22 protein-coding genes and 1 riboswitch are annotated in these 25,926 nt (G+C 75.2%); of the genes, 10 read left to right on the top strand and 12 right to left on the bottom strand.

Annotated features, from left to right (window positions below):
• The first annotated feature begins 42 nt into the window (after nucleotides 1–42).
• The 4 genes from ACI79G_RS00415 (at nucleotide 43) to ACI79G_RS00400 (ending at nucleotide 4,439) form a co-directional block, all read left to right on the top strand.
• Nucleotides 43–969 (top strand): hypothetical protein, encoded by a 927-nt coding sequence (locus ACI79G_RS00415; protein ID WP_456878706.1) that lies wholly within the window; start codon nucleotides 43–45, stop codon nucleotides 967–969.
• A 43-nt stretch (nucleotides 970–1,012) separates the two neighbouring features.
• A riboswitch (SAM riboswitch) is annotated at nucleotides 1,013–1,125 on the bottom strand.
• A 227-nt stretch (nucleotides 1,126–1,352) separates the two neighbouring features.
• Complete coding sequence (locus tag ACI79G_RS00410; protein WP_456878704.1) at nucleotides 1,353–1,886, top strand: cysteine dioxygenase; 534 nt, start codon at nucleotides 1,353–1,355, stop codon at nucleotides 1,884–1,886.
• 129 nt (nucleotides 1,887–2,015) lie between these two features.
• Nucleotides 2,016–2,906 (top strand): alpha/beta fold hydrolase, encoded by an 891-nt coding sequence (locus ACI79G_RS00405; RefSeq protein ID WP_456878702.1) that lies wholly within the window; start codon nucleotides 2,016–2,018, stop codon nucleotides 2,904–2,906.
• Between the two features lie 9 nt (nucleotides 2,907–2,915).
• On the top strand, nucleotides 2,916–4,439 hold the full coding sequence (locus ACI79G_RS00400; protein ID WP_456878700.1) for an acetyl-CoA hydrolase/transferase family protein: 1,524 nt from the start codon (nucleotides 2,916–2,918) through the stop codon (nucleotides 4,437–4,439).
• A 61-nt stretch (nucleotides 4,440–4,500) separates the two neighbouring features.
• Here ACI79G_RS00400 and ACI79G_RS00395 read toward each other — a convergent pair whose 3' ends face one another.
• On the bottom strand, nucleotides 4,501–5,100 hold the full coding sequence (locus ACI79G_RS00395; protein ID WP_456878698.1) for a YceI family protein: 600 nt from the start codon (nucleotides 5,098–5,100) through the stop codon (nucleotides 4,501–4,503).
• Nucleotides 5,101–5,253: 153 nt separating this feature from the next.
• Between ACI79G_RS00395 and ACI79G_RS00390 the strand changes: the two genes are divergently transcribed.
• Both ACI79G_RS00390 and ACI79G_RS00385 read left to right on the top strand, forming a co-directional pair.
• Nucleotides 5,254–5,652 carry a hypothetical protein gene (locus ACI79G_RS00390; protein ID WP_456878696.1) on the top strand — a complete coding sequence of 133 codons (399 nt, stop codon included), beginning with the start codon at nucleotides 5,254–5,256 and terminating at the stop codon, nucleotides 5,650–5,652.
• A 10-nt stretch (nucleotides 5,653–5,662) separates the two neighbouring features.
• Nucleotides 5,663–6,964, top strand: a complete 1,302-nt coding sequence (locus ACI79G_RS00385) for an ANTAR domain-containing protein (RefSeq protein WP_456878694.1) — start codon at nucleotides 5,663–5,665, stop codon at nucleotides 6,962–6,964.
• A gap of 101 nt (nucleotides 6,965–7,065) precedes the next feature.
• Here ACI79G_RS00385 and ACI79G_RS00380 read toward each other — a convergent pair whose 3' ends face one another.
• The 4 genes from ACI79G_RS00380 to ACI79G_RS00365 all read right to left on the bottom strand — a co-directional run bounded on the left by ACI79G_RS00380 (nucleotide 7,066) and on the right by ACI79G_RS00365 (nucleotide 12,038).
• Nucleotides 7,066–8,976: a CheR family methyltransferase gene (locus ACI79G_RS00380; protein ID WP_456878693.1), complete on the bottom strand. Its 1,911-nt coding sequence runs from the start codon at nucleotides 8,974–8,976 to the stop codon at nucleotides 7,066–7,068.
• Between the two features lie 4 nt (nucleotides 8,977–8,980).
• Nucleotides 8,981–10,012: a chemotaxis protein CheB gene (locus ACI79G_RS00375; RefSeq protein WP_456878692.1), complete on the bottom strand. Its 1,032-nt coding sequence runs from the start codon at nucleotides 10,010–10,012 to the stop codon at nucleotides 8,981–8,983.
• 95 nt (nucleotides 10,013–10,107) lie between these two features.
• Nucleotides 10,108–10,872, bottom strand: coding sequence for a crotonase/enoyl-CoA hydratase family protein (locus ACI79G_RS00370; protein WP_456878690.1), 765 nt, complete (start codon nucleotides 10,870–10,872; stop codon nucleotides 10,108–10,110).
• Entirely contained in the window at nucleotides 10,869–12,038 is a 1,170-nt protein-coding gene (locus tag ACI79G_RS00365; RefSeq protein WP_456878688.1) for a CaiB/BaiF CoA transferase family protein, read from the bottom strand. Before ACI79G_RS00365 ends, ACI79G_RS00370 begins: the two co-directional genes overlap by 4 nt.
• 32 nt (nucleotides 12,039–12,070) lie before the next feature.
• On the opposite strand from ACI79G_RS00365, the gene ACI79G_RS00360 reads away from it, so the two are divergent.
• From ACI79G_RS00360 to katG, 3 genes are all read left to right on the top strand, one after another.
• Nucleotides 12,071–12,547 (top strand): MaoC family dehydratase, encoded by a 477-nt coding sequence (locus ACI79G_RS00360; RefSeq protein WP_456878686.1) that lies wholly within the window; start codon nucleotides 12,071–12,073, stop codon nucleotides 12,545–12,547.
• A gap of 175 nt (nucleotides 12,548–12,722) precedes the next feature.
• Nucleotides 12,723–13,085 carry a cupin domain-containing protein gene (locus ACI79G_RS00355; protein ID WP_456878684.1) on the top strand — a complete coding sequence of 121 codons (363 nt, stop codon included), beginning with the start codon at nucleotides 12,723–12,725 and terminating at the stop codon, nucleotides 13,083–13,085.
• A 332-nt stretch (nucleotides 13,086–13,417) separates the two neighbouring features.
• The gene (gene katG / locus ACI79G_RS00350) at nucleotides 13,418–15,607 is read left to right on the top strand and encodes a catalase/peroxidase HPI (RefSeq protein ID WP_456878683.1); all 2,190 of its coding nucleotides are present in this window, start codon (nucleotides 13,418–13,420) and stop codon (nucleotides 15,605–15,607) included.
• 130 nt (nucleotides 15,608–15,737) lie between these two features.
• On the opposite strand, the gene ACI79G_RS00345 is transcribed toward katG, so the two are convergent.
• The 6 genes from ACI79G_RS00345 to ACI79G_RS00320 form a co-directional block, all read right to left on the bottom strand.
• A complete protein-coding gene (locus tag ACI79G_RS00345; RefSeq protein ID WP_456878681.1) occupies nucleotides 15,738–16,859 on the bottom strand; it encodes a serine hydrolase domain-containing protein in 1,122 nt (373 codons plus the stop codon).
• Between the two features lie 29 nt (nucleotides 16,860–16,888).
• Nucleotides 16,889–17,650, bottom strand: coding sequence for a helical backbone metal receptor (locus tag ACI79G_RS00340; protein WP_456878680.1), 762 nt, complete (start codon nucleotides 17,648–17,650; stop codon nucleotides 16,889–16,891).
• A gap of 76 nt (nucleotides 17,651–17,726) precedes the next feature.
• Nucleotides 17,727–18,503 (bottom strand): SDR family NAD(P)-dependent oxidoreductase, encoded by a 777-nt coding sequence (locus tag ACI79G_RS00335; protein WP_456878675.1) that lies wholly within the window; start codon nucleotides 18,501–18,503, stop codon nucleotides 17,727–17,729.
• 9 nt (nucleotides 18,504–18,512) lie between these two features.
• Complete coding sequence (gene icmF / locus ACI79G_RS00330) at nucleotides 18,513–21,746, bottom strand: fused isobutyryl-CoA mutase/GTPase IcmF (RefSeq protein WP_456878672.1); 3,234 nt, start codon at nucleotides 21,744–21,746, stop codon at nucleotides 18,513–18,515.
• Between the two features lie 89 nt (nucleotides 21,747–21,835).
• Entirely contained in the window at nucleotides 21,836–22,378 is a 543-nt protein-coding gene (locus tag ACI79G_RS00325; RefSeq protein ID WP_456878670.1) for an N-acetyltransferase family protein, read from the bottom strand.
• 19 nt (nucleotides 22,379–22,397) lie between these two features.
• Nucleotides 22,398–23,531 carry a hypothetical protein gene (locus ACI79G_RS00320; protein WP_456878666.1) on the bottom strand — a complete coding sequence of 378 codons (1,134 nt, stop codon included), beginning with the start codon at nucleotides 23,529–23,531 and terminating at the stop codon, nucleotides 22,398–22,400.
• 61 nt (nucleotides 23,532–23,592) lie between these two features.
• On the opposite strand from ACI79G_RS00320, the gene ACI79G_RS00315 reads away from it, so the two are divergent.
• The gene (locus tag ACI79G_RS00315) at nucleotides 23,593–24,186 is read left to right on the top strand and encodes a TVP38/TMEM64 family protein (RefSeq protein WP_456878664.1); all 594 of its coding nucleotides are present in this window, start codon (nucleotides 23,593–23,595) and stop codon (nucleotides 24,184–24,186) included.
• 501 nt (nucleotides 24,187–24,687) lie between these two features.
• Here the strand turns inward: ACI79G_RS00315 and ACI79G_RS00310 are convergent.
• Nucleotides 24,688–25,863 (bottom strand): cysteine--tRNA ligase, encoded by a 1,176-nt coding sequence (locus ACI79G_RS00310; protein ID WP_456878662.1) that lies wholly within the window; start codon nucleotides 25,861–25,863, stop codon nucleotides 24,688–24,690.
• Nucleotides 25,864–25,926 lie beyond the last annotated feature (63 nt).

Genomic DNA, 25,926 nt, shown 5'->3' with positions numbered 1-25,926 from the left:
ACACTGGGCGGCGTCCCCCTCGGTCGACCCCGGAGCTGCCGCGTGCCCAGCCACCCCGCCCCGACGTCCCTCGTGCGCCCGCCGGCCCCCGACCGGTTCTGGGCCGACGCCGAGGTGGTGCTGGAGCCGGAGGACCCGCGGCCGGGCTCCTGGGCCGGCGGCCCCTCGGCCCAGCTGGTCGACGGGACGTGGTGGCTGGCCGCCCGGCTGCGCCGGCCGGTCGGCGAGGGCCGCGGGTTCGCCAACGTGGTGTCGCGGTCCGACGACGGCGTGCGGTTCACCCCGGTGGTAGCGGTCGGCAAGGAGCGCTTCGGCGCCGAGTCGCTCGAGCGCCCGGCCCTCGTGCACACCCCCGAGGGCCGCTGGCGGCTCTACGTCAGCTGCGCGACCCCGGGCACCAAGCACTGGCGGGTCGACCTGCTCGAGGCCGACGACGTCGAGGGGCTGGCGACGGCCGAGCCGCGGACCGTGCTGCCGGGCACCGACCGCGAGGCGGTCAAGGACCCGGTCGTCCGGCACGACGGGCGGCAGTGGCACCTGTGGGCCTCGGTGCACCCGCTCGACGACCCGGACGCCACCGACCGGATGACCACGGAGCACGCCACCAGCCCCGACGGCGTCGACTGGACCTGGCGGGGTACCGCCCTGGCCGGCACCCCGGGCAGCTGGGACGCCCGCGGGGTGCGGTTCGCGACCGTGGTGCTGGACGGCGACCGGACCTGGGCCCTCTACGACGGGCGCGCCACGGCCGGCGAGAACTGGGAGGAGCGCACCGGGCTCGCGGAGGCCGGTGGCGACGGCCGGTTCACCGCGGCGGTGGCCGGCCCGCTGCTGCAGAGCCCGTACCCGCCGCACGGGCTGCGCTACGCCGACGTGGTGGCGCTGCCCGGGGGCGGTGCGCGGTGGTTCTACGAGGCCACCCGGCCCGACGGCGCACACGAGCTGCGCACGGTGCTGCTCGACGCCTGACCGCGGCACGCAGCGCTCCTCGCATCCGGGGCCCGGCGTGCGGGGCCCGCGCTTGCGGGTGCCGGTCGGCACCCGCCAGGTCGTCACCCGGGGCACCCCGTCGCGGAGGAGGGTTGCCGGCCAGCGAGCCGGGGCTCGTCGCTGGCGCTCGTGACCCGCCGGGAGCGTGACACGCCGCCTCGATTCCCGTCAAACCCGATCGAGGTGGTAGGGATTGGTCCGTGCCCGCCGCCCCGACCGCGTCCACCGCCTCATTGCGGCTGGTCCGGCGCGTGCACGTCGACCTCGGCCGGGTCTGGTCCGCCGCCTGTCGCTGACGGCGCCCCTCCCCTCCCGGCCGCCGACCCGCGCGACCGGCCCCGACCTCCCCGAGGAGACCCGTCGTGTCCCGATCCCTGCTGCCCCCTGCCCACCTGCGCCCGGCCCGCCCGGCCGACTCCCGCACCGGCTCCGCCGCGCTCGCCGCGGCCCTGGCCGTCGCGGCCGACCGCTGGCTGCCGCTGGTCGAGTACCGCGCCGAGAGCCGGTGGAGCGCACCGCTCCCCCACGTCGCCGCCGCCGACGTCCTCGACCCGTCCCTGCACGAGGACCTGGCCCGCGCCCAGGTCTGGCTGCTGTCCTGGCTGCCCGGCCAGGGCACCGGTCTGCACGACCACGGCGGCTCCGCCGGTGCCCTCGCCGTCGTCCGCGGCACGCTGTCCGAGGAGGTGGGCGCCGGGGCGGGCGCCGCCGAGCTCACCGCGGGCCGGGTGCGCCACTTCGGCCCCCACCACGTGCACCGGGTGACCAACTCCGGCGCCGAGGCGGCGGTGAGCGTGCACGTCTACACGCCGCGGCTCACGGTGATGAACACCTACCGCGTCGAGGGGCGGCTGCTGGTGCGCACCGGCACCGAGCGCGCCGGCGTCGACTGGTGAAGGACCCGCCCGGGACGGGTCTGCCGGGAGCCCGGTCACCCCAGGCCCCGGCAGGCCGTCGGACGGCGCTGCGTAGCGTCCGCCGCGGCTCCCGACGTCCGGGGCCCCGGACCCGAGGAGCTGCCCCCGATGTCCCGCCCCGGAGCCCCGGAGAGCCGCGAGGCCGTCCCCGCCTGGTTCGCCCGCGCGCTGGCCAGCGCCCCCGAGCACCGGGACGTCGTCGTCGACGGCGCGCGGGTCCACTACCGCGCGTGGGGCGAGCCGGGCCGGCCCGGGCTCGTCCTGGTGCACGGCGGCGCGGCGCACTCCGGGTGGTGGGACCACGTCGCCCCGCTGCTCGGCACGCACCGCGTGGTCGCCCTCGACCTGAGCGGCCACGGCGACAGCGGCCGGCGGGAGGTCTACGGGACCGGGCAGTGGGCCCGCGAGGTGCTCGCCGTCGCGGCCGCCGAGGGCCTCGCCCGCCCGGTGGTGCTCGGGCACAGCATGGGCGGCTGGGTGGCGCTGACCGTCGGCGTCGAGCACGGGGACGACGTCGCCGGCGTCGCCGTCATCGACTCGCCGCTGGACCGCCGGCCGCCCGAGGAGCAGCGGGTGCGCGCGCAGCCGCTGGGGCAGCGCGTGCACGCCGACCTCGAGACGGCGGTGGCGCGGTTCCGCACCCTGCCGCCGCAGGAGGTCTACCTGCCGCACGTCCGCGAGCACGTGGCCCGCGGCTCGCTGCGGCCGGTCGAGGGCGGGTGGGCCTGGAAGTTCGACCCGGCCTTCTCCGGCAACCGCCCGCTGGTGCGCCAGCTGCTGCCCCGGCTGGCGGCGCCGGCCGCGCTCTTCCGCTGCGAGCACGGCCTGGTGACCCCGGACATGGCCGCCGAGATGGTGGCCCTGGTGCCCGGCGGGCTGCCCGTGGTGGACCTGCCCGAGGCCGGCCACCACCCCATGCTCGACCAGCCCCTGGCCCTGGTCACCGCCGTCCGCACGCTGCTGGCGTTCTGGCCCACCGGATCGGCGCGGTCCGCGTAGCGTGACCGCATGGCGGGCTCAGGACGGATCCACCACCCCGGGCTGGCGCGGAAGGTCGTCCCGGCCGAGGAGGCCGCCGGGCACATCCGGCACGGCGACACCGTCGGGATGAGCGGCTTCACCGGCGCCGGCTACCCGAAGGCCGTCCCCCAGGCCCTCGCCCGGCGGATCTCCGACGTCCACGCCACCGGGGACCCCTTCCGGGTCAACGTCTGGACCGGCGCCTCCACGGCCCCCGAGCTCGACGGCGCGCTGGCCGCCGCCGACGGCATCGAGCTGCGGCTGCCCTACCAGTCCGACCCGGTCAGCCGCGACAAGATCAACCGCGGCCTCATGGAGTACATCGACGTCCACCTGTCGCACGTGGCGCAGATGGCGTGGGAGGGGTTCCTCGGGCCGCTCGACGTCGCGGTCGTGGAGGTCAGCGGGATCACCGCCGACGGCGACCTGGTGCCGTCCTCGTCGGTGGGCAACAACAAGACCTGGCTGGACCGGGCCGACCGGGTGGTCCTCGAGGTCAACTCCTGGCAGAGCCCCGCGCTCGACGGGATGCACGACGTCTACTACGGCACCGCGCTGCCGCCGGCCCGGCGGCCGATCCAGCTGACCCGCCCGGACGAGCGGATCGGCGTGCCGTACCTGCGCTGCCCCGAGGACAAGGTCGTCGCCGTCGTCGAGACCGATTCCCCCGACCGCAACAGCGGCTTCGCCGCACCGGACGACGCCTCGCGGGCCATCGCCGGGCACGTCGTCGAGTTCCTCGAGCACGAGGTCGCCCGGGGCCGGGTCCCGCGCGAGCTGCTGCCGCTGCAGTCCGGCGTGGGCAACGTCGCCAACGCCGTCCTCGCCGGGCTCGGGTCGTCGTCCTTCGAGGGGCTGACCGCCTACACCGAGGTCATCCAGGACGGCATGCTCGACCTGCTGAGCACCGGCCGGATGGTGTCCGCGTCGGCGACCGCGTTCTCGCTGAGCCAGGAGGGCATGGCCCGCTTCGACGCCGAGGCGCGGACCCTGCGGGAGCGGATCCTGCTGCGGCCGCAGGAGATCAGCAACCACCCGGAGGTCATCCGCCGGCTGGGCGTGCTGGCGATGAACGGGCTGATCGAGGCCGACGTCTACGGCAACGTCAACTCCACCCACGTCATGGGCAGCCGCATCCAGAACGGCATCGGCGGCTCGGGCGACTTCGCCCGCAACGCCTACATCTCCTTCTTCACCACCCCGTCGACGGCCAAGGGCGGCGCGATCTCGACGATCGTGCCGATGGTCAGCCACGTCGACCACACCGAGCACGACGTCGCCGTCATCGTCACCGAGCAGGGGCTGGCCGACCTGCGCGGGCTGCCGCCGCGGCGGCGGGCGGAGCTGCTCATCGAGCGCTGCGCCCACCCGGACTACCGACCCCTGCTGCGCGACTACTACGAGCGGGCGCTGCGCGAGTCACCCGGCCGGCACACCCCGCACCTGCTGGCCGAGGCCCTGAGCTGGCACACCCGCTACCTGGCCGAGGGCTCGATGATGCCCCCCCGCTGAGTGGCCCCGTCCAGGGCACCGCCCTGAGCCGGCGAGGGGTGGGGAGGACGGGTCCTCGTCCTCAGGAGATGCGGACGGCGGAGACGTCGAACTCGATCTGGATGCGGTCGCTGACCAGCACGCCGCCGGTGTCCAGCGGGGTGTTCCAGGTCAGGCCCCAGTCGCTGCGCTTGATCGCCAGCGCGCCCTCGAAGCCGACCCGCGTGTTGCCGAACGGGTCCTTCGCCGAGCCGGTCAGCGAGAAGTCCACCGACACCGGCCGGGTGGTGTCCCGGATGGTGAGGTCACCGGTGACCGTGTAGGTCTCCTCGTCGACCTGCTCCACGTCGGTGGAGACGAACACGATCTCGGGGTACGTCTCCACGTCGAGGAAGTCCGCGGATCGCAGGTGCGCGTCGCGGTCGGCCTGACCGGTGTCGATGCTCGCCGTCCGGATGCGCAGCGACACGGAGCTGGCCGCCGGGTCGGCGACGTCGAGGTGCGCCCTCCCGGCGAAGTCGCCGAACGACCCCCGCACGGTGGTCACCATGGCGTGCCGGGCCCGGATGCCGATCCGGGTGTGCGCGACGTCGACCTCGTAGTCCCCGGTGACGTCGACGAGCGCGCTGGTGGCCGCGTCGAAGTCGGTGGGGTCCGCGTCAGGTGCCCGGTGCTTGCCCACGGTGGCCCTCCTTCCCCCTGTGCCCCACCATCCTGGCTGATCCCGTCCCGCGCCGACACGCCAGGGTGCCACACCGGGCGGTTGCGCAGCTCGCGGCCGTGGACACGCCCCGATGACCGGGCGGGGCCTTGCGCCGCGGAGGACGATCGTGGGGTGGACGAGAACGACCCCGGCCGCCGCGCCGCAGCCCGTGCCGCCGAGGCCGGGCAGCGCGCTCGCGAACTGGCCGAGCGGCGCCGCGCGATGACCGGGTCCGCCAGCTCCGGGCCCGACGACGCGCGGCAGGCCCAGCAACGGGCCGCCGAGGCGACCGACCACGCCCGGGTCGCCCTGGAGCGGGCGATCACGGGCCACGAGCGGGCGGCGCAGAGCCACGAGGCCGCTGCCGAGGCCCACGACCGGGCGGCCGAGCGCGGCGTCGGGGCCTCCGACGAGCACCGCCGCCGGGCGGCCGAGCACCGCCGCGAGGCGGTCGCCGACCGCGCCGCCGCGGCCGTCGACGCGCGGCGCGGCGCGGTGCCTCCCGGGGACGCGCCCGCGCCCCGGCCCTGAGGAGGATCCCGTGTCGAACGACTCCCCCGACCCGGCCGAGTCCGGCGGGGCCACGCGGCCGATGCCGCCGGCCGCTGCGCTCGACGTGCTCGCCGACCTCGAGGTGGCCCACGAGGAGCTCAAGGTCGCCGAGGAGGAGGTGCGGGTCCAGCAGGAGCAGATCGAGGCGCTGCTGAGCCGGTACGAGGCGGAGCGCCGCTGGCGCAGCCAGCTCTCCGGCCTGGTGCCGGTGGCGCTCGCGCAGACCGACGGCGCGGGGAAGCTCGTGGACGCCAACCCGGCGCTGGCCGCGCTCCTGCGGGTGCCGCTGCCCCGGCTGGCCGGCAAGCCGCTGAGCGTCTACCTGCAGCCCGAGGACGTGCCGCCCTTCCGCTCGGCCGTCCGTGCCCTGGCGACCGGCGCGGCCGATCAGCAGCGGCTGCGGATCACCCTGACCGGTCGCGGGCCGGCCGCCACGCGCGCGGAGCTGTTCGGCTTCCCGGACGCCGCGGCCGGGCAGAACGCCGAGACCCGGCTGCAGTGGGTGCTCCTGTCCCCTCCCGAGGGCGCGGACGGGTCCGCCGCGCGACCGCCCGACTCGGGGCACGGGTCGGCCGACACCCTCGGGCTGGCCACCGCCCTCGCCGAGCTCGCCGCGCTGCCCCTCGGCAACGAGGACCGGCAGCGGCTGCTGTCCCGCATGGCGGTGCTGGTGCAGAGCGCCGTCCCGGCGTCCACCACGGTCAGCATCACCCTGGGCTCGCCCCTGGACCCCCAGCAGCTCGGCAGCGACTCCGCCGTGGCCCAGGAGCTGGACGGCTGGCAGCTGCAGGCCGGGGAGGGCCCGTGCTGGCACGCCCACGCCACCGGTGTCGTGGTGACCGTCGACGACCTCCCCTCCGACGACCGGTGGCCGCGGCTGCGCCCGCTGCTCGGGGACAGCCCGGTGCGCAGCGTCCTCGCCCTGCCGTTGCGCGAGGGCGGGGAGCCGGTCGGCGTGGTGAACGTCTACGCCGCGGAGGCCGGCGCCTTCGCGGCGGACAAGCGGCGCATCGCCGAGCTGGTGACCGCCGCGGTCGGCGGGGTGCTGCAGACGGTGGCCGAGCGCGAGTCGCTGCGGGACCTGGCGGCGAACCTGGAGAAGGCGTTGACCTCCCGGGCGACCATCGACCAGGCCAAGGGCGTGCTCATGGCCCTCCTCGGGGTCGACGCCGACGAGGCCTTCACCCGGCTGGTCGCGCTGAGCAACCGGCTCAACGTCAAGCTGCGCGACCTCGCCCTGCTGGTCGTCGACGGCCACGCGGCCGAGGTGATCGACGCCGCCCGCAGGTGACGCCCGGCGGCCCCGTCCCGGGCGTGGCCCCGTCCGGGGCACCGCCGACCCCGTCCCGAGGCCCGCGCCGAGCCTGCGAGGCGTGGGGAAAGGGGGGTCCTCTATGCGATCGGGTCCATGAGGACGACGGCACCCGCCCGCTCGCCCGGCACCTCGGAGAAGGCGGTCACGGTGACGCGCACCCGCACCGGCCGGCCGCGCCGGTTGACCGCGTCGAGCTCCAGGGTGTCGCCGTCCACGTCGTCGCCGGACGCCGCGACCTGCCGCCGCAGCAGCGGGTGCAGGCGGGTCATCGGCAGGCCCACGTCCAGGTCGAGCACGTGCCGGCCCCGCACCTCCTCCTGGCGCAGGCCCCACAGGTCCTCGGCGGCGGTGTTCCACACCAGCACCCGCAGGTCGGCGTCCACCACGGCCACCCCGGCACGGAAGCTGCTGAGCACGCCGCTCATGAAGTGGTTCACCGCGCCGACCTCGTCGGTGGTGGCGCGCAGCTCCTCGTTGGCGGCGTGGAGCTCGTCGTTCATCGACTGGAGCTCCTCGTTCATCGTCTCCAGTTCCTCGTTGGTCGACTGGAGCTCCTCGTTCGTGGTCTCCAGCTCCTCGACCGTGGACTGCAGCTCCTCGTTGGTGGTCTCCAGCTCCTCGTTGGCCGACTGGAGCTCCTCGTAGGCCGTCTCCAGCTGGCGGTTGGCGAACTCCAGCTCCCGCTGCAGCCGCCGGTAGTGGGTGACGTCCTCGAAGACGACCGTCGTGCCCAGCAGGTCGCCGTCCTCGCGGAAGAGCGGCACCACCTGGACGTCGAACAGCTGCGGTTCCTGGCCGGCCCGGCGGCGCTCGACCCCGCGCACCCACAGCGGGCGGCGGGCCTGCGCGGCCTCGGCCATGGCCCCGCGCAGCTCCACCGGGCGGTAGGAGACCTCGAGGTCCTGGAACGGCCGGCCGACGTCGCGCTGCTCGACCCCGAACAGCCGCTCGGCCTGGTGGTTGACCACGGCCAGCCGGCCCTCGCCGTCGATCGCCAGCTGGGCGGCCGGCCCGGACAGCAGCGCCTCGCGACGCAGCCGGTCGAGGTCCTCGTCGGCCTCGGCGGGGACGGTGCGCACCGGCGGGACGGCGGTGCGCCGGTCGGCGGCGGGGACGCTGTCGCGCTTGCGGAAGAACCGGCGGGTGAGGTCGACGGGCGCGAAGAGCCGGTTGTGCGAGAGCAGCATCTCGGCCTTGCCGAGGAACAGCAGGCCGGTCGGGTTGAGCGCGTAGTGCAGCCGGCCGAGGATGCGCGTCTGGGTCTCGGCGGTGAAGTACATGAGGGTGTTGCGGCACAGCAGCAGGTCGATGTGCGAGATCGGCGCGTCCTGCACCAGGTCGTTGCGGCCGAAGATCACCGACCGGCGGAGGTCCTTGCGGAAGGCGAACCGGCCGTTCTCCGGCGTGAAGTACTCCTTCACCTGCGCGGGGCTCAGCCCGGCCATCTCCCGCTCGGTGTAGACGGCCTGCCGGGCGTGCGACAGCGCCTCCTCGTCGACGTCCGTGGCGTAGATCTTGACCCGCTCGCGGAACTCGTCGGGGCCGAGGGCGTCGGCCAGCAGGATGGCCAGGCTGTAGGCCTCCTGTCCCGACGCGCAGCCGGCGCTCCACACCCGGACGACCGGCCCGGCGGCGGCGAGCAGGCCCGGCAGCAGCGCCTCGCGCAGGTGGTCCCAGGCCGCGGTGTCGCGGAAGAAGCTGGTGACGTTGATCAGGATCGTGTTGAACAGCGGCGTGAACTCGTCGGGGTGGACCTCGAGGAAGTCCTGGTACTCGCCGAACGAGGCCACCCCGACCTCGGCCATCCGCCGCCGGATCCGCCGGCTCAGGCTGGGCCGCTTGTACCCGGTGAAGTCGAAGCCGCGGCGCTCGCGCAGGTAGACCAGCAGTCCCTCGAGGTCGGGGTCCGGGCCGGTCGCCGTCCCGGTCGTCTCCTCGTCGGCGTCCTCGAGCGCCGCGTCGTCCTCCTGCCGGTCCTGCCCCTCCACCGGCTCAGCCCTCCTCGACCGCGTTCGGCAGCGCCGAGCCGCCCAGCTCGCCGCGGTGCAGCAGCTCGCGCAGCAGCGCGGCCGCGTCCCGGGCCTCGTCGTGGCGGACGCGGAACCGCTGGGCGCTGTGCCGGTGCCCGCGCTCCTCGGCCCGCCGGCCCATGTGCAGGCTCAGCGCCGCGCGCTCCTCCAGGCCGCGCAACGCCATCCAGAGGGCACCCTCCAGGGCCTGGCTCTGCTCCTCGGCGAGGGCCTCGGGGGACCACGCGTGGCCCACCCGGCAGCGGTAGCGCTCCATCGGCCCCTCGGTGATCGTGAACAGCGCACCGTGGCAGGTCGGGCACCCGAAGCCGGACGCCACACCGGGCCGGTCCGCGGAGTCGTAGGCATCGCCGTCGAGCTCGGCCATCGCGGCCTCCGTCTCCATCAGCTCCGAGGGCGGTGGCACCTCGGCCACGTCGACCTCCTCCTCGAGCAGCCGGGCCAGGAGCCCCGGCATCGCGGCGACCGGGACGACGTGCTCGGCGCCGCCGACCTCGTGCGCGTGCAGCGGCATGCTGGCGTACATCGCGTCGTCCGGGTCCTGCACCACGCCGACCCCGCCGCGGGCGCGGATGGCGATCATCCCCGCGGCCCCGTCGTCCAGCGCGCCGGAGAGGACCACGCCGACGACCCGGGGGCCGGCCGCGCGGGCCGCCGAGCGGAAGAGGACGTCGACGGCCGGGCGGTGGCCGTTCTCCCGCGGTCCTCGGGACAGCGCGATGCGGTCGCCGTCGACGATCAGGTGGACGTCGGGGACGCAGACGCTGACGGTGCCGTGCTCCAGCGGGTCGCCGTGCCGGGCCGGACGCACCGGCAGCGCACAGACCCGGCCGAGGATCGCCGGCAGCGCGCTGCGCGACCCCGGCGGCATGTGCAGCACGACGAGGACGGCGGCCGGCAGGTCGCCCGGGAGCCGGCCGAGCAGCTCGCGCAGCGCCTCCACGCCGCCGGCGGAGGCACCGACCACCACGAGGTCGCGCTGAGTCGTCGGCACCGTTCCCCCTCGTCCCGTCACTCGTCCGCCCGGCGGCGCGTGCACCGAACGGTAGTTGCCCGGGTGTGCCCGTGGCGGGTCCCAGGGCGGGACGGTCAGCGGCCGCGCCAGACCGGGCGGCGCTTCTCGGCGAAGGCCGCCGCCCCCTCCCGGGCGTCCTCGCTGGCGAAGACGGGCGCGACGAGCTCGCCCTGCCGCTGCCAGCCCTCGGCGGTCGTCCAGTCCGCGCTGCCGAGGACGACCGCCTTGGTGGCGGCCAGGGCCAGCGGACCGTTCGCGGCGATCGTCGCGGCCAGGGCGAGGGCACCCTCCAACGCCCCGCCCTCGGGGGTGACCCGGTTGACCAGGCCGACCTCCGCGGCCCGCCGGGCGTCGATCGGGTCGCCGGTCAGCAGCATCTCCATCGCCACGTTGCGCGGCACCCGCGCCGGCAGCAGCAGCGCGCCGCCGCCGGCGGCGACCAGCGAGCGCTTGACCTCGGGCACCCCGAAGCGCGCGGTCTCGGCGGCCACCACCAGGTCGCAGGCGAGCACCAGCTCGAAGCCGCCGGCCAGCGCCCAGCCCTCGACGGCGGCGACGAGCGGCTTGCGCGGCGGGGTCTGCGTGATGCCGCACAGGCCGCGGCCCTCGATCGCCGGGGTCTCCCCGCGCAGGAAGGCCTTGAGGTCCATGCCGGCGGAGAAGGTCCCCCCGGCGCCGGTGAGCACGCCGACCCGCAGCTCCGCGTCGGCGTCGAGATCGTCGACCGCGGCGGCCACGCCCTCGGCGACTGCGCGGTCGAGCGCGTTGCGCGCCTCCGGCCGGTCGATCGTGACGACCAGCACGCCCTCGCGCCGCTCCACCCGCACCCCGTCGCTCACCGCTGCTCCCCTCGGTCCGCCTGCACCACGGCGCCGGCCTCCAGCAGGCCGGCCACCTCCTCCTCGCCGAAGCCCCATGCGAGCAGCGCCGTGCGGGTGTCCTGGCCGGGCCCACGAGGTGCCCCGCGGACCGCGCCCGGCGTGCGCGAGAAGCGCGGCGCCGGCGCCGGCTCGGGGTGACCGCCGCGGTCGGCGAAGGTGCCGCGGGCGGCCAGGTGCGGGTGCTGCGGCGCCTCGGTCAGCCCGAGCACCGGCGTCACGCAGGCGTCGGTGCCGGCGAAGGCCTCGGCCCACTCGTCGCGGGTTCGGGTGGCGAAGGCGGCGGCGATCCGCGCGCGCTGCTCCGGCCAGCGGGCGACGTCGAGCTGGCCGCCGTGCGCGTCGGGGTCGATGCGCAGGCCCGCGAGCAGCTGGGCGTGGAACTGCGGCTCGATGGCGCCGACCGCCACGTGCCGGCCGTCGGCGCAGGCGTAGGTGCCGTAGAAGGGGGCGGCGCCGTCGAGCAGGTTGGCCGCGCGGCGGTCCTGCCAGGCGCCGGCGCCGAGCAGGCCGTAGACCATCGTCACCAGGGAGCTGGCGCCGTCCACCATGGCCGCGTCGACCACCTGGCCGCGCCCGCTCGTCTGCCGCTCGAGCAGGGCGGCGAGCACGCCGACGACGAGGAACAGCGCGCCGCCGCCGAAGTCGGCGCCGATGTTGAGCGGCGGGACCGGCGCCTCCGCCGTCCCGATGGCGTGCAGGACGCCGGTGAGCCCCAGGTAGTTGATGTCGTGCCCGGCGCGATCGGCGAGCGGGCCGTCCTGGCCCCAGCCGGTCATCCGCGCGTAGACCAGCTGCGGGTTGCGGGCGAGGGCGTCGTCGGGGCCGACGCCGAGCCGCTCGGTGACGCCCGGGCGCAGCCCCTCGACCAGCACGTCGGCGCTCTCCACCAGCCGGAGGACGACGTCGCGGCCGGCCGGGCTCTTGAGGTCCACGGCGACCGAGGGGCGGCTGCGGTTCAGCGCGTCCCGCTCCGGGGGCACCAGCTGCGTGCCGCCGCCGGGCCGGTCGACCCGGACGACGTCGGCGCCCAGCTCGGCCAGCAGCAGGCAGGCGTAGGGGGCGGGGCCGAGACCGGCCAGCTCGACGACGCGGGTGCCCGTGAGGGGGCCGGTGGGCGGCAGCACGGGACGCACCGTAACCCCCTACGGTCCACCTGGTGAGCGAGCGCTGGTTCGAGGACTACGTGCCCGGGACGACCGCCGAGCACGGACCGCTGCGGGTCGAGGAGGACGACGTCGTCGACTTCGGCCGCCGGTTCGACCCGCAGCCGTTCCACGTCGACGCCGCAGCCGCGGCGGCCGGGCCGTTCGGCGGGCTCATCGCCAGCGGCTGGCACACCTGCGCGCTGATGATGCGCCTGCTGGCCGACGAGTACCTCTCCCCCGTCTCCAGCCTCGGCTCCCCGGGGGTCGACGAGCTGCGGTGGGTGGCCCCGGTGCGCCCGGGCGACGAGCTCACCCTGCGGACGACGGTCGCCGAGGCCCGGCCGTCGCGGTCGAAGCCCGACCGGGGGCTGGTGCGCACGCACGTCGAGCTGCTGCGGCAGGACGGCACCGTCGTGCTGACCATGACCGCCATGAACCTGGTCCGGGTCCGCCCCGCCCAGGGTCCGTCCTCCGGATCCGATCGCTGAACGGGCTCGGTGGCCCGGTCGCGACAGAGATCGTTGACCTTGCAGCGTCGCGCGACGACAGTTGTCTGGACCGGACGGTCCTGTCCAGCGCAAGGGCATCCAGACCGACTGTCGCTGTGCGGGACGCGGCCCGGTCGACTCAGGTCCTTGGTCTCCACCAGAGGAGGACCCGGCGATGGCCAGCATCGAGTTCAAGAACATGGACCACCCCGATGAGACCCGCACGCCGGAGAAGACCAGCATGAGCGTCGTCCACCTGGGTGACGCCACCGTGGGCCGCTACACCCTCCAACCGGGGTGGAGGTGGTCGGAGTGCATCAGGCCGGTGGTCGGCGGGGACAGCTGCCAGGCCGCGCACCTGGGGTTCCTCGTGTCGGGCACGATCCACGTCGCTGCCGACGACGGCGCCGAGGCCGACCTCAGCGCGGGTGACGTCTACCGCCTCGAGCCGGGCCACGACGCCTGGGTCGTCGGTGAGGAACCGGTCGTGGCGTTGGAGTTCGAGAGCAAGACGGCCGAGACGTACGCCAGGGGCTGACGCACAGCTCGTCCCGGTCGGCGCGGTGCTCACTGCGCGGGGTGGTGCCGCGTCGCGGGACCGGGCGGCGGTGGACGTCGTGGTCGTAGCCGCGGTCGGCGGCACCCCCGCCTGACGGCCTCCGGCCGCGCGGGCCGCGAAGTCGGAGCGGCCGGGGTCGTCCACGGGCCTGGTGTCCTGAGGGTGTCGCGGCGCGTCCTGCGGCGTCCCGGCGACCGACCGCGGACACGCGGCCCTCGCACCGGTGGAGCAGCACGGCCTCGGACCGGAGCCACCGGCGTCGGGACCACAGACCCATCTGAGGGAGACAGCGAGACAGGGGGGAGAACAACGTGACCGAGAGCGTCAGCGAGAGCGAGAACCCGGCGATCCCGTCCCCCACGCCGAAGCCGCACCGGCCCAGGACCAACCAGGACTGGTGGCCCAACCAGCCGGACCTGACGGTCCTCCGCCGCCCCTCGCCCGGTCCGATGGGCGAGGACTTCGACTACAGGGAGGAGTTCGCGCACCTCGACGTCGACGCGCTGAAGCGGGACCTCTTCGAGCTGATGACGACGTCGCAGGAGTGGTGGCCGGCCGACTACGGCCACTACGGGCCGCTGTTCATCCGGATGAGCTGGCACGCGGCGGGCACGTACCGCATCGCCGATGGGCGGGGCGGTGGTGGGAGCGGCGCGCAGCGCTTCGCCCCCCTCAACAGCTGGCCCGACAACGCGAGCCTGGACAAGGCGCGCCGGCTGCTCTGGCCGGTCAAGAAGAAGTACGGCCGCAGGATCTCCTGGGCCGACCTGCTCGTCTTCGCCGGCAACTGCGCCTATGAGTCGATGGGCTTCCGGACGCTCGGCTTCGGCTTCGGGCGCGAGGACGTCTGGGAGCCCGAGGAGATGTTCTGGGGTCCCGAGGACACCTGGCTCGGCGACGAGCGCTACAGCGGCGACCGCCAACTCACCGGTCCGCTCGCTGCCGTGCAGATGGGCCTCATCTACGTGAACCCGGAGGGGCCCAACGGCAGGCCCGATCCGCTGGCCGCCGCCCGGGACATCCGGGAGACCTTCGGCCGCATGGCCATGAACGACGAGGAGACGGTCGCGCTCATCGTCGGCGGCCACACGGTCGGCAAGACCCACGGTGCGGTCGACCCCTCGTACATCGGCCCGGAGCCCGAGGCCGCCCCCATCGAGCAGCAGGGCCTCGGCTGGAGGAACACGTTCGGCAGCGGCGTGGGCCCCGACGCCCTCACCAGCGGGCTCGAGGGCGCGTGGACGCCCACCCCGATCACGTGGGACAACAGCTTCCTCGAGACCCTGTACGGCTACGAGTGGGAGCTGACCGAGAGCCCTGCCGGTGCCAAGCAGTGGAAGCCGGCGGGCGGCGCGGGGGCGGACACCGTCCCCGACGCCCACGACCCGTCGAGACGGCACGCGCCGATGATGCTGACGACGGACCTCGCGCTGCGCGTCGACCCGGTCTACGGGGAGATCACCCGGCGGTTCCTGGAGCACCCGGACCAGCTCGAGGAGGCGTTCGCCAAGGCCTGGTACAAGCTGCTGCACCGGGACATGGGACCCCTGTCGCGCTACCTGGGCCCCTGGGTCGCGGAGCCGCAGCTGTGGCAGGACCCCGTCCCGCCGGTCGACCACGACCTGATCGGGGACGACGACATCGCCGCCCTCAAGGCCACGATCCTCGGGTCGGGCCTGTCCATTCCCCAGCTGGTGGCCACCGCGTGGGCAGCGGCGGCGAGCTTCCGCGCCACCGACAAGCGCGGCGGCGCCAACGGGGCCCGGATCCGCCTGGAGCCGCAGCGGAACTGGGAGGTCAACGACCCGGCCGAACTGGCCCGGGTGCTCCCGGTCCTCGAGCAGATCCGGGACGACTTCGACCGCGCGCAGTCCGGCGGGAAACGGGTCTCGCTCGCCGACCTGATCGTCCTGGGCGGGTGCGCGGCCGTCGAGCAGGCGGCGAGGAACGCCGGGCACGACATCACGGTGCCGTTCGCGCCAGGGCGCACGGACGCCTCGCAGGAGCAGACCGACGTGGATTCCTTCGCCGTTCTCGAACCGGCCGCGGACGGGTTCCGCAACCACCTGCGGGCCGGGGAGAAGCTGGCGCCGGAGACCCTGCTGGTGGATCGGGCGTTCATGCTGGACCTGACCGCTCCCGAGATGACCGTTCTCGTCGGCGGCATGCGGGCCCTGAACGCCAACCGCGGGCGATCGCCGCACGGCGTCCTCACCGACCGGCCCGGGACGTTGACGAACGACTTCTTCGTCAACCTGCTCGACATGGGTACGGAGTGGACGACGTCCGCCTCGGCCGACAACGTGTACGAGGGCAGGGATCGGGCCACTGGCGAGGTCAGGTGGACCGCCACCGCCGCCGACCTCGTCTTCGGTTCGAACTCCCAGCTCCGGGCCATCGCGGAGGTCTACGCGTGCGACGACGCGAGCGAGGAGTTCGTACGTGACTTCGTGGCCGCGTGGGACAAGGTCATGAACCTCGACCGGTTCGACCTCGCCTGATCCCGACGTCGAGGCCGGCCACCCGTCGGCCGACCTCGACATCCCCGGTCCGGGGCTCGGGGACACCGACAGCAGCGGCGGCACGTGGTCCGCAACGTGGTCCGCAGCAACGTGGTCCGCAGGACAGGTGCTACAGGCCCGCGTACAGCGTCCGCCAGAAGTCGCGCGGCTCGTCGTCCGGGCCGGACCAGAGCCGGCCGGTGAGCAGGACGGCGACCACGTCCCGGGCGGGGTCGGCCCACGCGCTGGTGCCGGTGCCGCCGTCCCAGCCGAAGCGGCCGGGAGTGGTCCACGGCTCGACCGGCTCGACGCACACGCCGGTCTGCGACCCCCAGGAGATCCCGGGCCCGAGGAAGTCGGCCGCACCCGCGCGCTGTGCCGGGGTGAGGGAGTCGGCGGTCAGCGCGGCCACCGACGCCGGTCCCAGCACGGGGGCGCCGCCGTCGGCCAGCGCGGCCAGGAAGGCCAGGACGTCAGGCGCGGTGGACACCAGGCCGGCCGCCAGGGACTCGAACGCCGGCGGGACGGTGGCGTCGGGCGCATCGACCGGGACCAGGCCGTCCGGGGTGGCCTCGTGGACGGTCGCCAGCCGCGCCGGGTCGGCCGCGGTGAAGGCGGTGCCGGTCAGCCCCAGCGGGCCGGTCACCCGGTCGGCCAGCAGCGCCGACACCGGCCGGCCGGCGGCGCGGGCGAGCAGCACGCCCAGGACGTCCGCGGCCAGGTGGTACAGCCACAGCTCGCCGGGCTGGGCGGCGAGCGGCAGCTCGGCGAGCCGGCGCAGGTACTCGTCGGGGGCCATCTGCGGCGCCCAGGGCCCGGGGCCGATGGCGCGCTCCTCGATCGCCCGGTCCAGCGGGCTGCCGTCCCAGAGCCCGCCGAAGCCCGGCGTGCCGGTGAGCAGGTGTCGCACCGTGATCGGCCGCTCGGCAGGGACGGTGTCGGTCAGCGGGCCGGTCCGGTCGCGCAGGACCCGTGGGGCGGCGAGCTCGGGCAGCCACTCGGCGACCGGGTCGTCGAGGCCCAGCACGCCGTCCTCCACCAGTGCGAGGGTCAGCGCGCCGGCGACCGGCTTGGTCACCGAGGCGAGGCGGAACAGCGTGTCCGGGCGCATCGGGTCGGCACCGCCGGCGACGGTCGTGCCGCCGGTGAGCACCTCCGTCCTCCCGCCGTGCCGGACGGCGGCGGCGAAGCCGGGCAGCCGGCCCTCGTCCACCTGGCGCTGCAGGACGGTCCGCACCGGTTCGAGGTCCATGGAGGGCAGACCCCGGCCGGCCGCCGGCCTCATCGGTCGGGGCGGATCCCGTCGAGCAGCCGCCGCCGGGCCGGACCGAGCGAGGGGCCGTACCAGGTGAGGTCGCGGCCGGACACCAGCGCGGTGCGGATCCCGGGGAACGCCTCGGGTCCGTCGTCCGCGGTGAAGACGTAGGGCTCGTCGGGCAGGACGACGACGTCCGGTCCCGCCGCCCGCACGGCCTCGACCGACACGTGCGGGTAGCGGTCCTCCCCCGCGCCGAAGACGTTGACCAGCCCGAGCCGGGCCAGCACGTCGCCGGTGAAGGTGCGCGGGCCGACCACCATCCACGGGTCCCGCCACACCGGGACGGCGACCCGGCGCGGCGGTGCGGGTACCGGCCGGGCCCACTCCGCGGCCGCCGTCGTCAGCCAGCCCGGCTCCCCGACGTCGAGCACCTCGGCGAACAGCCGGCGCATCGAGGTGAGCGCCTCGTCGACCGACTCGATGACGGTCACCCAGACCGGGATGCCAGCCGCCCGCAGCCGGTCGACGTCCAGCCGCCGGTTCTCCTCCCGGTTGCAGACCACCAGGTCCGGCTCGAGCGCCGCGATCGCCGCGCGGTCGGGGTTCTTGGTGCCCCGGACGCGCGGCACGTCGAGCCCGGCCGGGTGGGTGCACCAGTCGGTGGCGCCCACCAGCCGCTCGGGGACCGTCTCCGCCAGCGCCTCGGTGAGCGACGGGACCAGCGACACCACCCGCCGCGGCGGCCGCGGCAGGTCGACCGGCGTGCCGAGGTCGTCAGTCAGCACGGTGGTGAGGGAGTGGAACGGCCCCCGTGCAGGGGCCCGCCGTGAGCCTGCGAACGGTGGGGAGCAGGGTCCTCCATCAGTACATGACCAGCCCGGCCGAGACGTTGAGGTCCTCCCCCGTGATGCCGGCCGCCCGGTCCGACGCCAGGAAGGCGACGGCGTGTGCGACGTCGTCGGCGTCGACCAGCCGCTGCAGGGCGGCACCGCCGGCGAACTCGGACCGGGCCTGCTCCACGGAGATCCCGCGGGAGGCCGCCTGCTGCTCCAGCACCCAGGCGATCCGCGGGCCCTCGACCCCGCCCGGCGACACCAGGTTGACCCGGACGCCGGACGACCCGAGTTCCCACGCCAGCGTGCGGACCAGGCCGACGAGCGCCATCTTCGACGCGGCGTAGGGCGTCCGGTTCACCAGCGGCCGCTTGCCGGTCACCGATCCGATGACGACGACCGAGCCCGAGCCACGGGCGATCATGCCGGGCAGGAAGGCACGGCAGGCCAGCATCGTGCCGGTCACGTTGACCCGGAGGGTGTCCTCCCACTCCTCCAGCGGCATCTCCACCAGCGGAGCGCTGGGCCCGCCGATGCCGCTGTTGTTGACCAGCACGTCCACCCGGCCGAACTCCCCGACCGCCGCCTGCGCCGCCGCGTCGACCGACGCCGGGTCCCGCAGGTCCATCGCGACGACCAGGGCCCGTCGGCCCGCCGTGCGGACCTGCTCGGCGACCTGCTCCATGGGGCCGGCCGACCGCCCGGCGAGGACGACGTCGGCGCCCTCGGCCGCCAGCCGCAGCGCGATCGCCCGGCCGATCCCGCTCCCCGCGCCGCTCACCGCGGCGACCTGACCGTCGAGCACGACGCGCTCCTAGACGTTCCGCCGGTACTGGCCGCCCACCTCGAAGAAGGCGTCGCTGATCTGGCCGAGCGAGCAGACCCGGACGGCCTCCATCAGCGCGGCGAAGACGTTGCCGCCCTCGGTCGCCGCCCGCTGCAGCTCGGCCAGCGCGGCCGGGGCCTCGTCGGCGTGGCGGGCGTGGAAGTCCGCGAGCCGCTGCAGCTGCGACTGCTTCTCCGCCTCGGTGGCGCGGGCGAGCTCCAAGGGCTTGGGTGCTTCGGAACGCGAGCGCGGGTCGAGAAAGGTGTTGACCCCGACGATCGGCAGGCTGCCGTCGTGCTTGCGGTGCTCGTAGAGCATCGACTCGTCCTGGATCCTGCCGCGCTGGTAGCCGGTCTCCATCGCGCCCAGCACGCCGCCGCGCTCGGCGATCCGGTCGAACTCGGCCAGCACCGCCTCCTCGACCAGGTCGGTGAGCTCCTCGATGACGAACGAGCCCTGCAGCGGGTTCTCGTTGCCGGCCAGCCCCCACTCCCTGTCGATGATCATCTGGATGGCCAGTGCCCGGCGGACGGACTGCTCGCTCGGGGTGGTCACGGCCTCGTCGTAGGCGTTGGTGTGCAGGCTGTTGGCGTTGTCGTAGACGGCGCAGAGGGCCTGCAGCGTGGTGCGGATGTCGTTGAAGTCCATCTCCTGCGCGTGCAGCGACCGGCCCGAGGTCTGCACGTGGTACTTCAGCTGCTGGGACCGCGGCCCGGCGCCGTAGCGCTCCCGCATCGCCACCGCCCAGATGCGGCGGGCGACCCGGCCGATCACCGAGTACTCGGCGTCCATGCCGTTGGAGAAGAAGAACGAGAGGTTGGGCGCGAAGTCGTCGATGTCCATGCCGCGGGCCAGGTAGGCCTCGACGTAGGTGAAGCCGTTGGCGAGGGTGAAGGCCAGCTGGCTGATCGGGTTCGCCCCGGCCTCGGCGATGTGGTAGCCGGAGATCGACACCGAGTAGAAGTTGCGCACCCGGTGGTCGATGAACCACTGCTGGATGTCGGCCATGCAGCGCAGCGCGAACTCGGTCGAGAAGATGCACGTGTTCTGGCCCTGGTCCTCCTTGAGGATGTCGGCCTGCACCGTGCCGCGGACGTTGGCCAGCACCCAGGCCCGGATCTCCTCGGCCTCGGCGGCGTCGGGCTCGCGGCCCTCCTCCTCGCGGAACCGGTCCAGCCGCTGGTCGATCGCGGTGTTGAGGAACATCGCCAGGATCGCGGGCGCCGGGCCGTTGATGGTCATCGACACCGACGTCGTCGGGTCGCAGAGGTCGAAGCCGCTGTACAGCACCTCCATGTCGTCGAGCGTGGCGATGGAGACCCCGGAGGTGCCGACCTTGCCGTAGACGTCGGGGCGCGGGTCGGGGTCGCGGCCGTAGAGGGTGACCGAGTCGAACGCCGTCGACAGCCGGGTCGCCTCGCTGCCCTGGCTGAGCAGCGTGAAGCGGCGGTTGGTGCGGAAGGCGTCGCCCTCGCCGGCGAACATCCGCGCGGGCGCCTCGCCCTGCCGCTTGAACGGGAAGACGCCGGCCGTGAACGGGAAGGAGCCGGGCAGGTTCTCCCGGCGCAGGAAGCGCAGCAGCTCGGCGTCGTCCTGGGTCCGCGGCAGCGCGACCCGCCGCACCTCGTTCCCGGAGAGCGTCTTCCTGGTCAGCGGCGTGCGGATCTCCCTGCCGCGGACCGTGTAGACGTACTCGTCCCCGGAGTAGGCCTCGACCCGCGCCGGCCACTCGTCGAGCAGGTCGCGCACCTCGGGCAGCAGCTCGCGGTCCGCGGCCTCGACCGCGGCGCGGGCGGCCTCCGCGGCGTCCCCGTCCAGCACCTCGGCGGCGGTGGTCAGGTGCTGCCGGCGGCGCACGACCGCCACCTGCGCCTCGGTGGTCGCGTGGTAGCCGCGGACGGCCTCGGTGATCTCGGCGAGGTACCGCGCGCGCTGCGCGGGGACGACGCTGGTCAGGCCGCTCGAGGCCTTGACGTCGACCCGCGGCAGGACGCCGGCGCCCGCGGGCAGGCCCTTCTCGACCAGCAGGCCGAGCAGGTGCTGGTAGAGCGCGGTCACGCCGTCGTCGTTGAACCGGGCGGCGCTGGTGCCGAAGACCGGCATGTCCTCCCAGGGCTGCCCGAACGCCTCGCGGTTGCGGACCATCTGCCGGGCGACGTCCCGCCGGGCGTCCTCCGCCCCGCGCCGCTCGTACTTGTTGATCGCGACGACGTCGGCGAAGTCGAGCATGTCGATCTTCTCCAGCTGCGACGCGGCGCCGAACTCCGGCGTCATCACGTACAGCGCGACGTCGGAGAACGGCACGATCCCCGCGTCGCCCTGCCCGATGCCGGGCGTCTCCACGATCACCAGGTCGAAGCCGGCGGCCTCGACCGCGCACAGCACGTCGTCCAGGTGCGCCGGGGTCTCCGCGCCGGCGCTGCGGGTGGCCAGCGAGCGGAAGAAGGTGTGGCTGCCCTCGCCGGTCTCCAGGGCGTTCATCCGGATCCGGTCGCCGAGCAGCGCGCCGCCGCCACGGCGCCGGGTCGGGTCGATCGCCAGGACGGCGACGCGCAGCTTGTCCTCCTGGTCGGTGCGCAGCCGGCGCAGCAGCTCGTCGGTGAGCGAGGACTTGCCCGAGCCGCCGGTGCCGGTGATGCCGAGGACCGGCACCGTCCGCCCGGCCGCCGCTTCGCGCACCCGGGCGGCGAGGTCGGCGTCGCGGCCGGTCTCGAGCACGGTGATCGCGCGGGCCAGGGCGGCGGGGTCGCCGGTGAGGAGGGCCTCGACGTCCGGGCCGTTCCGGGTCAGGTCGACGTCGCACTCGCGGATCAGCTCGTTGATCATCCCGGGCAGGCCGAGGCGCTGGCCGTCCTCGGGGCTGAAGATCCGGACGCCGCGCTCGCGGAGCAGCGCGATCTCCTCCGGGACGATCACACCCCCGCCGCCGCCGAAGACCTTGACGTGCCCGGCGCCGGCCTCGGCCAGCCGCTCCACCAGGTAGGTGAAGTACTCGACGTGCCCACCCTGGTAGGAGGAGATCGCCACCCCCTGCACGTCCTCCTCCAGCGCCGCACGGACGACCGAGTCGACGCTGCGGTCGTGCCCGAGGTGCACGACCTCGGCGCCCTGGCTCTGCAGCAGCCGGCGCATCACGTTGATCGCGGCGTCGTGGCCGTCGAACAGGCTCGCCGCGGTCACGAAGCGGACCGGGTGGGTGGGGACGTGCAGGTCGGACGGCATGCCGCTCCCGGGGTCGGACGCCGGTCCGCGACCCGCGCCGATTTAGTTGGACGTCCTAGTATCTCCCGGCAGGGCCGCCGTGTCCACGGTCACCCCGGCGGGGCGGGAGGGACGCCGTCGTCCGAGGGGCCCGCGCCCAGCGGGCGCTGGAACCAGGTGACGTCGTGCCATCGACCGAGCTTCCAGCCGACCCGGTGGTAGGTGCCGACCGGCTCGAAGCCGATCGCCGTGTGCAGGCCGACGCTGGCGTCGTTGGGCAGCGCGACTCCGGCCAGCGCGGTGCGGAAGCCGCGGGCGGCCAGCCGGTCGAGCAACGCGGTGTAGAGCGCGCGGCCGGCACCCGTGCGGCGACGCCCGGTCTCGGTGTAGACGCTCACCGACGTCGACCAGTCGTAAGCGGCGCGGGGGTTGAACGGCGCGCCGTAGGCGTAGCCGACGACCCGGCCGCCGTCCTCGAGGACCACCCAGGCGTACCGGGCGAGCGCGGCGTCGATGCGGCCGGCCACCTCCGCGGCCGTCGGCGGCTCCAGCTCGAAGGAGACGGCGGTGTCGCGGACGTAGGGCTCGTAGATGCGGGCGCACGCCACGGCGTCCTCGACCGTCGCGTCCCTGACCAGCCGGCTCTCCGCCACCCGGCCATGGTGCACGGCGTCAGGCGTACGCGGCGTGCACGCCGTCGATCGACCACATCGCCTCGGCGCCGACGGCCGCGCGCAGGTCGCGGTGGTACTCGGCGAGCGCCTGCTCGTGGGTCAGCTCGCCCGCCAGCAGCACGCGGGCGCCGGCGACGAGGCGGTCGAGGTCCTCCCGCACCCGGGCGCGGGTCATGCTCGGCGTCCGCGGGCCGTCGTCCCCGTCGAGGACGACGGCCGCCGGGTCGAACTGGCTGAACGCCGGGTACCTGGCCGGATCGGGCAGCACCGACCGGAACGGCACACCGGCGTTCGCCCAGTACTCGAACCAGCGCCCGCCCGAGAGCGCCAGCCACGGCGTGCCGACGGCGAGCGCGGCCATCCCGAAGCCCGAGTGCGGGGCGAGCAGGACGTCGCAGGCCTCGACCACGGCCAGCTGCTCGGCGAGGGGGACGTCCACGACGTCCACGGGGCGGGACCGGTGCGCCAGCAACGCGTCGACGTCCGCCCGCCGCCAGGAGGTGGAGCTGCGCTCGTCGCGGCCCAGCCGGCCGACGAGGACGAGCTGCAGGCCGGGGACAGCGTCGGTCAGCGCGTCGAGCACCAGCAGCCAGGACGCCACCGAGGGGTACAGGGACGGCTCGCTGGACCCGGCGGGGAGGACGGCGATCCGCGGGCGCGCGTCGTCGCCGACCCGGTGGGGAGCCGCCGCCCGGGCGGTGGCGGGGAGGTCGAGGCGCACCGGCTGGTGCGGGAGGTACCCGACGCGGCCGGCGCCGACGACCGAGCGGCCCCGCCGTGTGCGCAGGTGCGCGTCGGAGGCGGCGTAGTGGTCGCGCATCCCCGGGAAGAGGTCGAGCTGGAAGGGCTGGTGGCGGCGGGTGTCGTCGACCACCCAGTCCCAGTCGCGCGGGACGGCCGCCAGCCGCCGCGCGGCGGCCGGGTCGGCCTCGAGGAACGGCCCGTCGACGGGGAAGACCGCCGACACCGCCGGGCACCAGGTGGCCAGCTCGGTCGGGGTCGCCGCGTTGAGCAGGACCGACACCTCCCGCCCGGGGACGGCGGCGGCGTGCCCGACGCAGTACTGCAGCGCCTCCACGGCGTGGCCCAGCTGCTGGGCGTAGAAGAAGTCGACGAGCAGGCGGTCGGTCATCGCCGTCAGCGTCGCAGCGGCCGCAACCGGGTTCTCCGGCCGCGCCCGTAGCGTGGACGCCGTGCGTCCCGGGCCCGGATCTCCCCAGCCGGACCCGGAGAGCCCGCCGACCCGCCGACCGTGGCTGCGGCTCGCCGTCCTGGGGGTGCTGCTGGCCGTGGCCACCGTGGTGGCGCTGACGGTGGAGCGGCCCGGCGTCCCGGCGCTGCAGGCCTGGCTCCACCGCGCGGGCCCCCTCGGCTGGACCACCGTCGTCCTGGGGGTCTCGGCGGCGCTGATGATGCCGGTCCCCCGGACGGCACTGTCCGTGCTGCTCGGTGCTGCGGCCGGGTTCCCGGCGGGGCTCGCGGTGGCCGTGCTCGCCGGCTGGTTCGGCGGGATGGGCGGGTTCGCCCTCGGCCGGCACCTGGGTCGGGACGCCGTCGCCCGGCTCACCGGCCCGCGGCTGGCGCGCGCCGACCGGCTGTTCCGGGACCGCGGCTTCCTCGCCGTCGTGCTCGCGCGGATGAGCCCGGTGCCGTTCTGGGTCGTCAGCTACGCCGCCGGCCTGTCGAGCCTCCGGTGGGTGCCCGCCACGCTCGGCACCGTCGTCGGCGTCGTGCCGGGGGCGGTGCTGCACGTCGGCATCGGCGCCTCCGTCATCGGCTGGCTCTAGCCCCTCTTTCGGGCCACCCACGTCGTGTCGGGTTCGCACAAGGAGTGCTTGCTGTCACAATGGTGAACAACAGGTGAACGAGAGGTGGCTGTCATGCGTGTCAACCCGTGTCCGCAGGTCCGTTGGGTCCCCGTCGTGGACAGCGCCGGTCATCGGCACATGGAGATGCGCTGGACCGTGCCCGCCAAGCCGTCGGCGCAGCCGACCGCCGCCCCGGCCACGCTGCGCGCCGCCTGACCCCTCCTCGCGAGACCCCGCCGCTCCCCGGTGATCGGCGGGGTCTCGCGGCGTCTCGTCGCGGGTCACCCGGTCGGGTCCTCCGGGTCCCGCCCCTCCGGGTCCCGCCCCGCCGACTCCCCGCGCGCCGGCTCGTCCGGCACCGTCCCCCGGTGCAGCAGCCCGCGACCGTGATCATGGGGTTGTTGCTGCCGCTCGCGGCGTGTCTCCGCGTGTCTCCTGCACCAAGCCCATGATCAGTTAGCTCGAGCATCCCCGGGACCGTCAGCCGAGCGCGAGCACCCGCACCAGCTGACGGGCGGCGTCCCCGCCGTCGGTGATGGCGACGTCCAGGGCGCCGGACACGTCCAGGTCGTCGAACAGCCGGTCGGCCACCGCGCGGCCGGCCGCCGGCGACGAACCGGCCCGACCTGCAGCGGAGAAGAGCGCGTCCAGCCGCGCGGACGCCTTCTCCAGCAGCTCCGGCCGGTACTCCCACGGCTGCGACCACGGCCGGTCCAGCACGAGCACCCGCAGCGCCGGCCCGGAGGTCACCCGCAGCAGGTCCGCGACCAGCGTCAGGTTGCCCGTCGACTTCGCCATCTTGGCGCCGTCCTGGGACACCGCCCCGACGTGCACCCGGCTGCGCGCGAACGGCGCCACCCCCGAGGCCGCCTCGGCCATCGCCGCCTGGTGCGCGTGGTGCGGGAACGCCAGGTCGGCGCCACCCACCAGGACGTCCACGCCGTGGCCCAGGGTCGCAGTCGCCATCGCCGCGCACTCCGCGTGCCAGCCCGGCCGCCCCCAGCCCCAGGGGGAGGGCCAGGCGGGGTCCCGCTCGCCGGAGGGCCGCCACACCGGCACGTCGAACGGGTCCTCGCGCAGCGGGTCGTCCGGGCCGTCACCGAACTCGGCGGCCAGCTCGCGCGCCCGGTCGGAGGACAGCCCCGACGCCGCCACCGTCTCGGCGCCGCGGAAGAACACGTGCCCCTCCCGCTCGTACGCCCGTCCGGCTCGCAGCAGCGCCGCGGCCAGCTGCTGCACGTGCGCGATGTGGTGCCGCGCCCGGGGCGCGTGGGTCGGCGGCCGCACCCCGAGGGCCCGCATGTCCTGCTCGAAGGCGAACTCCTGGCTCAGCGCGAACTCGTCGTAGTGCCGGCCGCGGGCGTCGGCGGCGCGGGTCAGCACGTCGTCGACGTCGGTCACGTTCCGGCTGGTCACCACGTCCGCGCCGGCCAGCCGCAGCACCGACCCGAGGACGTCGGCCCAGACGAACGTGGCCGCGTGCCCGAGGTGGGTCACGTCGTAGGGCGTGATGCCGCAGACGTACACGCGTGCGGGGCTGACCACCGGCAGCGGTCGCCCGCCCAGCCGGAGGTCGGCGCTGCGGACGTCGACCGGCTCGGCGACGCGGCCGGCGACGCCGACGATCCCGGGAGAGGTGACAGGAGACGGGGCCATGCCGCCATCCTGCCCGCCGCGGTCAGCCCTCCTGCACCACCCCGAGGACGTCGCCGTCGGGAC

Source organism: Geodermatophilus sp. SYSU D00779, assembly GCF_054050595.1.
The sequence above is the reverse complement of the archived record's forward strand: the minus strand, read 5'-3'. Positions and strand labels throughout refer to the sequence as shown.